Below are 10927 nucleotides of genomic sequence, written 5' to 3' on the forward strand. Positions count from 1 at the left end.
ACTGTAAGATAATATATTCGTAACTAATGATAGAAGACGTGAGCGAAAGCTCGCGTTTTTTGTTATAATAGAAAGTAACTATAGAGTAAAATACAGAAAATCAAGGTGACAACATGTCAATGTTTTTAGATACAGCACGAATTGAAGTGAAGGCCGGCAAAGGTGGCGATGGCGCCGTTTCTTTCCGTCGAGAAAAATACGTACCAGATGGTGGCCCTGCCGGTGGCGATGGTGGTCGTGGTGGCGATGTGATCTTTGTCGTCGATGAAGGACTACGCACGCTCATGGATTTCCGCTATAACCGCCATTTCAAGGCTAAACCAGGCGAAAAAGGTATGAATAAAGGCATGCACGGTCGCGGGTCAGAAGATTTGATTGTCAAAGTCCCACAAGGCACAACAGTCAAAGATTTTGAAACAGATAAGATTTTGGTCGATTTACTAGCACCGGGTCAAACCTTTACCGTGGCTCATGGTGGTCGCGGCGGTCGTGGGAATATTCGCTTCGCGACAGCTAGAAATCCTGCACCTGAAATCGCTGAAAATGGTGAGCCGGGTGAAGAACGTACCTTGTTATTAGAACTTCGTGTTTTGGCTGATGTCGGTCTTGTAGGCTTCCCATCAGTAGGTAAATCAACGCTATTAAGTGTGATTTCAAACGCCCGTCCAAAAATCGGTGCCTACCACTTTACAACCCTAGTTCCTAATATTGGGATGGTACGTGTTGGTGATGGCGAGAGTTTTGTCGTTGCTGATATGCCTGGGTTGATCGAAGGTGCCAGCCAAGGGATTGGTCTAGGGACACAGTTCTTGCGTCATATCGAACGAACACGTGTCTTACTGCACGTCATTGACATGAGTGGCATGGAAGGGCGCGAGCCTTACGATGATTACGTGGCTATCAATGATGAGTTGGAAGGTTATAACCTGCGTCTTATGGAGCGCCCACAAATTATTGTTGTCAATAAAATGGACATGCCTGACGCAGAAGAAAATCTGGCTGAATTTAAAGCAAAACTTTTTGCAAATTATGAAGAGTTTGAAGATAAACCACAAGTCTTTCCAGTTTCTGGGATTTCACGTCAAGGGTTACAGAACTTACTTGAAGCAACAGCTGAATTATTAAGTGAAACACCTGAATTTCCATTATATGAAGATGCAGACTTTGCTGATGACAACAAAGAAGCTTACTATGGCTTTGATGAAGGTACGCGTGAGTATGAAATTACGCGTGATGATGATGCGTCATGGATTTTATCTGGTGAGAAACTTGAGAAACTCTTTACCATGACGAACTTTGACCATGATGAGTCTGTCTTCAAATTTGCCCGTCAATTACGTGGTATGGGCATTGATGAAGATCTCCGTGGTCGTGGTGCCAAAGATGGCGATATTGTCAGAATTGGTAAATTCGAATTTGAATTTGTGGATTAATCAGATACATTTAAGTATGAAAACCAAATCTGGTTTTGTGCTTGAAGGCGATTAAAACACTGATAGGGATGATTTGGAGGTAGTAAGTGGGATTTAAAATTATCGGAAATCGAGATGCAGAAGGCAATTTTATCGCCTCTGCGGATGCTTGGCCACCAGAAAAAATAGCTGAGCTATTTGATAAATACAATCCCAATCGCAAGTTGCGGTTGGCGCGTGAAGCAGCAGAAAAAGAAGATAAGAAAGAAGACAAAGCCATTTGAACTCTCTTGAAATCAAACTTAATCACCCTGATGATGGGGCCAATCTTTTTGGCGCTCAGGAAAAACACTTAAAATATCTGGAAGAGGCAATCGGTGTCACCATCCATTTCCGCAGTGAAGTGGTTCAGGTGGTGTCGGAATCTGACGAAAAAAATGAACTAACTCGCTTAGTCTTACAAGCCTTACTTGTCTTGGTTGGGCGTGGTCAGACGGTGAATACACCCGATGTTGTCACAGCACTAACCATGGCACGAAACGGTGAAATCAACAAATTCATCGCCCTCTACGAAGAGGAAATTACCAAAGATAGTAATGGGAAACCGATTCGAGTTAAAACTCTAGGTCAAAAAATCTATGTTGAAGATATTTTGCATCATGATATTACCTTTGGCATTGGCCCAGCCGGAACGGGGAAAACCTATCTTGCCGTCGTATTAGCGACCACTGCCCTTCGTCGCGGTCAGGTCAAGCGCATTATCGTCACACGACCTGCCGTTGAAGCCGGTGAAAATCTAGGATTCTTACCGGGTGATTTACAGGAGAAAGTCGATCCATACTTGCGCCCAATCTACGATGCCTTGTACAATGTTCTTGGCAAAGTAACAGTGGAGCGTATGTTAGAGCGAGGGACGATTGAAATCGCACCTCTTGCCTATATGCGAGGTCGTACCTTGGATGATGCTTTTGTCATTTTAGACGAGGCACAAAATACCACCACCATGCAGATGAAAATGTTTCTAACACGACTTGGCTTCAACTCTAAAATGGTTATTAATGGTGATATTAGCCAGATTGACTTACCGAGACATGCCAAGTCGGGTTTGATTGATGCCAAGGATAAACTCGCTAAAATTAAGCAGGTGGCCTTTGTCTATTTCTCAGCAAAAGATGTGGTGAGACACCCTGTTGTAGCAGAAATTATTCGTGCTTATGAAACCGATGATCAGGAACAAGTTCAAACGAGAAGAGATGCGAATGAGTGATTGGCGGGAAATCCGAATTGAAGCAGCCCAGCAAGGCAAAAATCCGATGGTGATGGTAGAGTTACCATCTGGTTTTGCTTGCATTGGAGATACGCAATTTTTAGAGGGCTATTGTGTGCTTTTACCCAAGCGGGAAGTATTCAGTTTAAATGATTTGACCTTAGCAGAACGCAGTCAATTTCTGACGGATATGTCATTGATTGGGGATGCTTTGCTATCTGAAACAGATAGTTTGCGGATTAATTACGATATTCTAGGGAATACAGATAACTATCTTCATGCCCATATTTTTCCGCGCTACCTCTCAGAAGCCCCTGATCGCTTGAAAAAGCCCGTTTGGCTTTACGAAGCGTATCATTGGTCTGATGAGACCTACGCTTACGACGAGCGCAAACATGGCGATCTACGTTCAAGGTTAACAACTTATTTGAAAGCCCACAAGCAACCATAAGTTTGCGAGTGCACCCGCTTGGACGGCGTAAAAACACAGAAGGGAGAGACGTTTAGCATGTATATTGAGATGCAAGATAAAACAGGCCAAGTGTCTGAAGCATTGCAGCAGGATACGATTAAGTTGCTAAATTTTGCAGCAGATTTCATCCATCTGCCTGAAAATAAAGAAATGGCCATCACCTATGTCTTGAATGATGAGATCCAGGAGATTAACCGAGAATATCGCGGTAAAGATGTACCGACGGATGTGGTCAGCTTAGAATACGAACCAGAAGATATCGCTTTTGGTGAAGACTTTGAAATGCCGGAAGAACTTCAGGCTGAGTTAGAAGACTTTGATAGTTTTATCGGGGAGCTTTATATCTCTATCGAAAAAGCGCAAGAACAGGCTGATAATTACGGTCATCGTTATGAGCGTGAGCTGGGATTTTTGGCGGTACATGGCTTTCTCCATATCAACGGCTACGACCATATGGTTCCCGAGGATGAAAAAGTAATGTTTGCCCTACAGGAAGAGATTTTGACTGCTTATGGCCTTACAAGATAAAAACACAGGAAAAAAATGGAAAAACCGAACGGTTTATGCCTCACTTGAGTTTGCCTTGACTGGGATTATCACTGCTTTTCGTGAAGAACGTAATTTGCGTAAACATGCAGTAAGTGCCAGTTTAGCCACCATTTTTGGGTTCATCTTCAGCATTTCAAGGATTGAATGGCTTTTCTTGCTTTTGGCGATATTTCTTGTGATTTTCGGTGAGATCATTAATTCAGCGATTGAAAATGTTGTCGATTTAGCTAGTGAATATCACTTTTCCATGCTAGCAAAAAATGCCAAAGATATGGCAGCGGGAGCGGTTTTATTCATCTCTCTTTATGCTGTGATCGTTGGCTTGTTGATCTTTTTACCAAAAATTTGGGCGCTAATCTTTTAAGGTTAGCGAAATAATGAAAAAGTAGAAACGTGGGCGCAGCCTGCGTTTTTTAATATGCTTGCACCATTTTTAAGGGTCGTCCCTGTCGTGAAAATATCATCTACGAGAACCACGTGCTCAGGGATGGTAACATTTTTCTTGAGATGAAAAGGATTTTCAGAAGCTAAGCGCTCTGCACGATTTTTGTGAGATTGGTGCCGCGTTTCTTCTTTGGTCAGGAGTTCAAGATAAGGAAGTTTAGCGCTACTTAAAAATCCCGTGACTTGATTAAAGCCTCTACTTTGTAGTCGTTCAGGTGAAACTGGCACAGGCACGAGAGTTTGGCCCTTCAAACTGCTCGTAAGGACATGATCAAAGGCGCTTCTAAGTCTGAAATCACCTTGAAATTTATAGTTCTGAAAAAAGTTTTTTGCAAAATCATTATAGTGAAAAATGGCCTGATGTAAGATGGGGTCAGTGATGCCCTTACAGTCACGACAAATGTCATCACTATCAGGTTTGTAACATACTTGGCAGTGTCTATCTGAAATCACTTCAAATTTTACCCAACAATCGGGACAAACGGTCTCTCTTGGCTTTCGGGATAAGAAAATATCAGAGAATTGGAAGCAGGGTGTCAACGTATTGTGGCATAATAAGCAGTCTGTCATGTAAAACCTCCCAGTCGATTCATCTGGCGAATTTCTGAAATAGCTCGGGTCATGTCTCTGGTTAGGCCAGTATGAAAAAAGTATACCAGACCAGTCGGCCGATCAGGGCTTCGGCCAGCCCTTCCCGCAATCTGAATCAAACTTGATTTGGTAAAGAGACGGTGGTGACTATTGACCACAAAAACATCAACCTTAGGAAAAGTCACCCCTCGCTCTAAAATGGTCGTCGAAACTAAAATCGTGAGTTGCCCTTGTCGAAAACGGTCAATCTCCTCAGCACGCTCCTCACTAGTAGAGGCTACAAAGCCAATTTTTTCGTCAGGAAACAGACGTCGCAAGCGCTCTGTGAACGATTGACCAAAGGCAATGACGGGCGCGAAAATGAGGAGTGGAAAACCTGTCTCCCGCTGTTTTTTGATGTGACGGTAGATGCGTTTTTCGCTGCCACTGAAGATGACTTTTGGGACAACGAGTGGGTTGCCATGAAAGCGACGGGACAAAGATACCTGTTTTAACTGGCTAGTTTTGACCAGTTTATCGAGTTTGTCAGTAGATGTCGCGGTTAGATAAATCAACGTTGCGGTAGGTTTTCGGGACTGCTCAGCCGCAAAGTAAAGGGCATCATTATCAGCGTAGGGAAAGGCGTCCACTTCGTCGATAATCAATAGATCAAAGGCATGGCGAAAGCGCAGTAGTTGGTGGGTGGTTGAAATGACGAGTGGTGTCGGAAAGTAAGGCTCTGATTCAGCGTGTAGGAGAGAGATTGGGATAGAAAAGTCGCGAGATAATCTGGCATGTAGTTCGCGGGCAACGTCGGTCCTGGGCGTCGCAATCCCAACGGCCCCACCACTTGAGATGACTCTAGCCACGGCAGCATAAATCATCTCAGTTTTACCAGCCCCTGTAACAGCATGGACTAAAATCTGAGTTTTCTGATCAACTGCAGCCATCAGTTCCTTTGAAATTTCAGCTTGATAGGGCGTGAGTTGGCCGCTCCAAAGGAGGGAATCTTGAGGTGGGAAATCTTGCTGAGGTAAGTGGTAGAGTAATTCATCAGACCGAACCCGTCCGAGGTGAAGGCACTCTGGACAAAAGTAAGCAGGAATCTCTAACTTAACTGCTTGAAGAGAAGATGTTGTCCCGCATCGATGGCAAGTCACCGATTTTGGTGTGATTGACATCCCAGGGAAGGTCTCGGTGTCTTTTGGGAGATTTTCGAAGTCACCCCCCAGTTCTTGTCGCGTTAATAGGCGACAGTATAAGTTATCCATACTTTCTTATACGGATTTTATCAGAAAATGTTACAATATTTTTATGACCATTACGATAAAAGATGATGTAATATTTGAAGAAGAGATCAAGAAATCTCGTTTTATTTGCCACCTCAAGCGGGTGACAACTGAAGAAGCAGCGCGTGAGTTTATCAACTCGATCAAAAAGCAGCACCACAAAGCTAACCATAACGTTTCAGCCTTCACGTTCGGTGATCATCAGGAAATCCAGCGCTCCTCCGACGATGGTGAGCCCTCTGGCACAGCAGGTGTCCCCATGCTTGAGATCTTTAAGAAACGAGAGTTGACCAACCTTGTCGCCGTTGTGACGCGTTATTTTGGTGGCATCAAACTCGGTGCGGGTGGCCTCATTCGCGCTTATGCCGGTAGCGTTAACCACGCCATTGATGCCGTTGGACTCGTCAAAATCGTCGAGCAAACCCAGCTAGACATCGACATGGATTACGGACTTTTTGACAATGTTTCGAGGTATCTTACGAGTGCTGGTCTGGCTATCGCCGACTCAGTTTTCACCGAAAAGGTGGTTATCACTGTTTTTGCGGATACTGCTGAGCTTGAGCAGCTAAAGGAAGACCTAACAGAGCAGTTTCATGGTAAGTTAGAACTCACTATAGGTGATAAAAAACTTGTAGAAGTCGCTATTTAGTGCTATAATAGGTTTCCAAGAGATCACTTGCTAGATGTCTTGACACATAAAAGTCAAACTGTGCTAGTTACAGTGACTTAGAATTCGGGGTCGTTCTGGATTCGACAGGTGTTGTCGCGTATGAGCTGCGATTAGTGCGGCGCCACTCTAAACCGCCGCAGATAAATATAACTGCTAAAAATACACAAACTTACGCAGTAGCTGCCTAAACCACAGCCTGCGTGCCTGACTTTCGCTCGCCTATGGCGATTTGATGGCCTAATTTAGTAGGATACGATTTGACGGTGTCTTGACGTCAGAGAAGAGATTAAGAGACTCGCAAGTTAACTTTGTTCGAGGATTGTCTCGTTAGCTTGTTAAATTTAGACAGTCCCTATGATTGTAGACGCTGATATAGCAAGGCATTTGGACAGGGGTTCGACTCCCCTCGGCTCCATGTAAAAGAAAGGAACCCTTTGTAAATAAGGGTTCCTTTTCTTTGGGATTGGTTTAGGAGCTAATAGATATAGATTTTATTAAGCTAATCGTTGATTTGCTAAAAAATGGCAAAAAATAACCAGTCTTCAAAACTTTTAGCAGTTAGACTGGTTATTTTCCCCATATACCTGCTACCGTCAAAAACGGCCTTACAGGAAGGACTTGTAGACGCAAGTCTTTTTGTTTAATTTGATTATATCAATCTGTAAAATTCGTGTCAAGAATCATGTTATTGATAACCAGCAACTCTGGACGGCAGTCAAGAACAAGCCCGCCATTTTATGGTATAATGGAGAAAATTGCATCTATTTAACCAATGATAAAAGAAACTAAAGAGGATATTATGACAGATTTAAATGCCATCATGGCAACTAGGATTACCGGAAAAATCACCGACGAAAATGACCAAAATTACTACATTCAAAAAGACGGCTTGATTTTTAGACTGCCAAAAACTGAGGGTGATTTTACCATTGGTGACGATGTGACAGGCTTCGCCTACACGGACAAGGCCGGCAAACAACGCTTGACTTTAACAGAACCTTCAGCCACACGAGACACATACGGTTGGGGGACTGTGACGGATGTCAGAAAAGACCTGGGTGTCTTTTTGGATGTCAACATCCCTGAAAAAGATGTGGTCGTTTCCGTTGATATTTTACCTGAGTTGAAAGAGTTGTGGCCGAAAAAAGGCGATAAGCTGTACGTCAAACTGGACGTTGACAATAAAGATCGGATCTGGGGTGAGCTAGCCTATCCTGAAACCTTTGTTCAGATGGCTGGCAAAGTTTATGATAACATGCAAAACCAGAATTTACACGCCATTGTCTACCGCAATAAACTCTCTGGTAGCTTTGTCTATCTTCCAGAAAATAACATGCTCGGCTTCATCCATCCTAATGAGCGCTTTTCTGAGCCGCGTTTGGGGCAAGAGCTGGATGTGCGCGTGATCGGTTATCGTGAAATCGATAAAACCTTAAATCTCAGCCTGAAACCACGCTCTTACGAGATGTTGGATGCCGATGCCCAGTTAATCATGACTTACCTCGAGCAACAAGGTGGGCACATGCCTTTCTATGATAAGTCAGCACCAGAAGATATCAAAGCAACTTTTGCCATTTCTAAAGGTCAGTTTAAAAAAGCGCTCGGCGGCTTGATGAAACAGGGCAAAATTAAACAAGATGAGACAGGAACGACATTACTATGAGTCAAGAACGTGCAATTTTCGCGGGTGGTTGCTTTTGGTGTATGGTCCAACCCTTTGAGGAACTACCAGGCATCCTGAGTGTGCTCAGCGGCTACACTGGAGGCACCACCCAAAATCCAACTTATGAGGATGTGTTGACGCATCAAACAGGCCATACTGAAGCCGTTGAGATAATTTTCGATAACAGCATCGTGAGCTATGGCGAGTTAGTTGAACTCTACTGGACGCTGACCGATCCGACAGATGCCTTCGGTCAATTTCAAGATCGCGGCGATAACTATCGCCCAGTGATTTTTTATGACAATGCTGAACAGCAACAAATCGCGACTGAAAGCAAGGCACAGCTACAGGCTTCAGGACGCTTCGATTTTCCGATTGTGGTGGCGATTGAGCCGAGTCAGACCTTCTGGCCAGCAGAAAGCTATCACCAAGGCTTCTATAAAACGAATCCAGTACGATATGCCCAAAGTTCACAACTGCGTCATGACTTTTTAGCCAAACAATGGGGGAAGAAATGAGTTTTTACACCTTTTTGATGAAGTTTCGGGCATATAAGGAAGTTGATGACATCACCAAACTTGCCAATCTAGTTTATGAAGATACGACCTTTCCGAAACATGCATCAGATTTCGATGAAATTTCAACTTATCTAGAAACCCATGCTAATTTCGCCTTTAATTTGTCATCTTTTGATGAGATTTGGGAACAATACTTGGCGAACTGATTTTCAGCTATAAAACAATTAATTGAATCATTATAAGTATTGATTTAAAATTCTATCTACCAAAGAGTGGCTGTTTTTTTGTTTTCATCAAACGCGACCAATAACTTGACAAGAACTCAAAATAGCGGTACAATATTAAGGTCTGCTTTATAAAAAGTAGACTGCGTGGGAGGGCATTCGCCCATTAAACCACATCACGAGAAGTGATTTCGGAAGAAATCAATATTAGGAGGAAATTATCGTGGCTAAAGAAGTACAAAACATCGTAAAATTGCAAATTCCAGCCGGAAAAGCAACACCAGCTCCACCAGTAGGACCAGCACTTGGTCAAGCTGGTATCAATATCATGGGCTTCACAAAAGAATTTAATGCTCGTACAGCTGACCAAGCTGGCATGATCATTCCAGTTGTGATCTCAGTATACGAAGATAAATCATTTACTTTCGTTACTAAAACACCACCAGCAGCTGTTTTGCTTAAAAAAGCAGCAGGTGTTGAAAAAGGTTCTGGTACACCAAACACTGTTAAAGTGGCAACTGTTACTAAAGCACAAGTTCAACAAATCGCTGAAACAAAAATGGAAGACCTTAACGCTTCATCTGTCGAATCTGCTATGCGCATGATCGAAGGAACAGCACGTTCAATGGGCTTCACTGTCGAAGGTTAATTTTCGATTTTTCTGTCTTAACTTCAGAAATGACTTCGAGTTATTTCAAGGGATGGAGAGGATCAGAATGCTGCTTTCAGACTGAGGTCTGAATGATGTAAAACCACCGATCGACTAAGATGAAGCGGTGGAAGGTTGCTTGCAACCGCTAAACCACAAGGAGAAATATATAATGGCTAAAAAAAGCAAACAATTGCGTGCTGCTTTGGAAAAAGTAGAAGCAACTAAAGTATACACAGTTGAAGAAGCTGTTGCATTGGCACAAGAAACAAACTTCGCTAAATTTGATGCGACTGTTGAAGTTGCTTACAACTTGAACATCGACGTTAAAAAAGCTGACCAACAAATCCGTGGCGCTATGGTATTGCCAAACGGTACTGGTAAAACAGCTAAAGTCCTGGTTTTCGCTAAAGGTGAAAAAGCTGAAGAAGCTAAAGCTGCTGGCGCTGACTATGTTGGCGAAATGGAATACGTTGAAAAAATCAACGGTGGTTGGTTTGACTTCGACGTTGTCGTAGCAACACCTGACATGATGGCTGTTGTAGGTCGTCTTGGTCGCGTGCTTGGACCACGTAACCTCATGCCTAACCCTAAAACTGGTACTGTAACAATGGACGTTACTAAAGCAGTTGAAGAAGTTAAAGCTGGTAAAGTAACTTACCGTGCTGAAAAAGCTGGTATCGTACACGTTGCAATCGGTAAAGTTTCATTTGAAACTGAAAAATTGGTTGAAAACTTTAAAGCAATCAACACTGTTATCGCTGCTGCTAAACCAGCAACTGCTAAAGGAACATACATCCAAAGCTTGACAGTGACAACTACATTTGGTCCTGGTATCAAAGTAGATCCAAATTTCTAATTCAGGCAAATGAAAAAAGCTATTCAGTTATGAATGGCTTTTTTCTTAGCATTAAAATTGAACTTGGTGGCTAGATAAACTTGTTAAATGAGAGAAGATTCGTTTGTCTCATGGAATTTACTATAAACCAAAGAATGTTATTAAAAGAATTTGTGGATACTGTTTTAAAAAGAGGCAGAGGAATTTGCTATAACTGCATTAGTAATAATAAGGAAATAGTATCATTTCTAATTTTTATTTTAGTTGACATTAGAGCAAATTTTGGATAAGATTTAATAAAACTAATATATCTGGATTTCAGTTTGTTTGGTGGATGACTCGTGACATTCAGTTATGATTTC

The 10927-nt window shown here is 42.7% G+C and carries 14 protein-coding genes and 1 other RNA gene; 13 read left to right on the plus strand and 2 right to left on the minus strand.

The window, feature by feature from the left end; all coding sequences use genetic code 11:
- Positions 1-113: 113 nt before the first annotated feature.
- The 6 genes from obgE (at position 114) to LRA01S_RS00985 (ending at position 4064) form a co-directional block, all read left to right on the plus strand.
- The gene (gene obgE / locus LRA01S_RS00965) at positions 114-1433 is read left to right on the plus strand and encodes a GTPase ObgE (RefSeq protein ID WP_082785336.1); all 1320 of its coding nucleotides are present in this window, start codon (positions 114-116) and stop codon (positions 1431-1433) included.
- 86 nt (positions 1434-1519) lie between these two features.
- On the plus strand, positions 1520-1696 hold the full coding sequence (locus tag LRA01S_RS11020) for a hypothetical protein (protein ID WP_003137484.1): 177 nt from the start codon (positions 1520-1522) through the stop codon (positions 1694-1696).
- The gene (locus LRA01S_RS00970) at positions 1693-2679 is read left to right on the plus strand and encodes a PhoH family protein (RefSeq protein WP_061773784.1); all 987 of its coding nucleotides are present in this window, start codon (positions 1693-1695) and stop codon (positions 2677-2679) included. The genes LRA01S_RS11020 and LRA01S_RS00970 overlap by 4 nt, the downstream gene beginning before the upstream one ends.
- Complete coding sequence (locus LRA01S_RS00975) at positions 2672-3130, plus strand: HIT family protein (RefSeq protein WP_061773785.1); 459 nt, start codon at positions 2672-2674, stop codon at positions 3128-3130. The genes LRA01S_RS00970 and LRA01S_RS00975 overlap by 8 nt, the downstream gene beginning before the upstream one ends.
- A 57-nt stretch (positions 3131-3187) precedes the next feature.
- Complete coding sequence (gene ybeY, locus LRA01S_RS00980; RefSeq protein WP_061773786.1) at positions 3188-3679, plus strand: rRNA maturation RNase YbeY; 492 nt, start codon at positions 3188-3190, stop codon at positions 3677-3679.
- Positions 3663-4064, plus strand: a complete 402-nt coding sequence (locus LRA01S_RS00985) for a diacylglycerol kinase family protein (protein WP_061773787.1) — start codon at positions 3663-3665, stop codon at positions 4062-4064. The genes ybeY and LRA01S_RS00985 overlap by 17 nt, the downstream gene beginning before the upstream one ends.
- 2 nt (positions 4065-4066) lie before the next feature.
- Here the strand turns inward: LRA01S_RS00985 and LRA01S_RS11025 are convergent, their stop codons facing one another.
- Together LRA01S_RS11025 and LRA01S_RS00995 are read right to left on the minus strand one after the other, a co-directional pair.
- Positions 4067-4396 carry a ComF family protein gene (locus LRA01S_RS11025; protein WP_163604800.1) on the minus strand — a complete coding sequence of 110 codons (330 nt, stop codon included), beginning with the start codon at positions 4394-4396 and terminating at the stop codon, positions 4067-4069.
- Positions 4397-4710: 314 nt separating this feature from the next.
- On the minus strand, positions 4711-5985 hold the full coding sequence (locus tag LRA01S_RS00995; RefSeq protein ID WP_061773789.1) for an ATP-dependent helicase ComFA: 1275 nt from the start codon (positions 5983-5985) through the stop codon (positions 4711-4713).
- Positions 5986-6028: 43 nt separating this feature from the next.
- Between LRA01S_RS00995 and LRA01S_RS01000 the strand changes: the two genes are divergently transcribed.
- The 7 genes from LRA01S_RS01000 (at position 6029) to rplA (ending at position 10586) form a co-directional block, all read left to right on the plus strand.
- A complete protein-coding gene (locus LRA01S_RS01000; RefSeq protein ID WP_061773790.1) occupies positions 6029-6652 on the plus strand; it encodes a YigZ family protein in 624 nt (207 codons plus the stop codon).
- An 86-nt stretch (positions 6653-6738) separates the two neighbouring features.
- Positions 6739-7091: a transfer-messenger RNA gene (gene ssrA / locus LRA01S_RS01005) on the plus strand.
- 381 nt (positions 7092-7472) lie between these two features.
- The gene (locus LRA01S_RS01010) at positions 7473-8336 is read left to right on the plus strand and encodes a CvfB family protein (protein ID WP_096824017.1); all 864 of its coding nucleotides are present in this window, start codon (positions 7473-7475) and stop codon (positions 8334-8336) included.
- Positions 8333-8854, plus strand: coding sequence for a peptide-methionine (S)-S-oxide reductase MsrA (gene msrA / locus LRA01S_RS01015; protein WP_061773792.1), 522 nt, complete (start codon positions 8333-8335; stop codon positions 8852-8854). The genes LRA01S_RS01010 and msrA overlap by 4 nt, the downstream gene beginning before the upstream one ends.
- Positions 8851-9060 (plus strand): YozE family protein, encoded by a 210-nt coding sequence (locus tag LRA01S_RS01020; RefSeq protein ID WP_061773793.1) that lies wholly within the window; start codon positions 8851-8853, stop codon positions 9058-9060. Before msrA ends, LRA01S_RS01020 begins: the two co-directional genes overlap by 4 nt.
- A gap of 241 nt (positions 9061-9301) precedes the next feature.
- Positions 9302-9727 carry a 50S ribosomal protein L11 gene (rplK, locus tag LRA01S_RS01025; RefSeq protein ID WP_003139488.1) on the plus strand — a complete coding sequence of 142 codons (426 nt, stop codon included), beginning with the start codon at positions 9302-9304 and terminating at the stop codon, positions 9725-9727.
- Positions 9728-9899: 172 nt separating this feature from the next.
- A complete protein-coding gene (rplA, locus tag LRA01S_RS01030) occupies positions 9900-10586 on the plus strand; it encodes a 50S ribosomal protein L1 (protein WP_061773794.1) in 687 nt (228 codons plus the stop codon).
- Positions 10587-10927: the final 341 nt, after the last annotated feature.

The organism is Pseudolactococcus raffinolactis NBRC 100932 (assembly GCF_001591765.1).
Lineage (GTDB): Bacteria > Bacillota > Bacilli > Lactobacillales > Streptococcaceae > Pseudolactococcus > Pseudolactococcus raffinolactis.

Bases quoted from the DNA above. Each gene is read 5' to 3' on its own strand.
- obgE (WP_082785336.1), top strand. From the start codon at position 114: ATGTCAATGTTTTTAGATACAGCACGAATTGAAGTGAAGGCCGGCAAA.
- LRA01S_RS00975 (WP_061773785.1), top strand. From the start codon at position 2,672: ATGAGTGATTGGCGGGAAATCCGAATTGAAGCAGCCCAGCAAGGCAAA.
- ybeY (WP_061773786.1), top strand. From the start codon at position 3,188: ATGTATATTGAGATGCAAGATAAAACAGGCCAAGTGTCTGAAGCATTG.
- LRA01S_RS00985 (WP_061773787.1), top strand. From the start codon at position 3,663: ATGGCCTTACAAGATAAAAACACAGGAAAAAAATGGAAAAACCGAACG.
- LRA01S_RS00995 (WP_061773789.1), bottom strand. From the start codon at position 5,985: ATGGATAACTTATACTGTCGCCTATTAACGCGACAAGAACTGGGGGGT.
- LRA01S_RS01000 (WP_061773790.1), top strand. From the start codon at position 6,029: ATGACCATTACGATAAAAGATGATGTAATATTTGAAGAAGAGATCAAG.
- LRA01S_RS01010 (WP_096824017.1), top strand. From the start codon at position 7,473: ATGACAGATTTAAATGCCATCATGGCAACTAGGATTACCGGAAAAATC.
- msrA (WP_061773792.1), top strand. From the start codon at position 8,333: ATGAGTCAAGAACGTGCAATTTTCGCGGGTGGTTGCTTTTGGTGTATG.
- LRA01S_RS01020 (WP_061773793.1), top strand. From the start codon at position 8,851: ATGAGTTTTTACACCTTTTTGATGAAGTTTCGGGCATATAAGGAAGTT.
- rplA (WP_061773794.1), top strand. From the start codon at position 9,900: ATGGCTAAAAAAAGCAAACAATTGCGTGCTGCTTTGGAAAAAGTAGAA.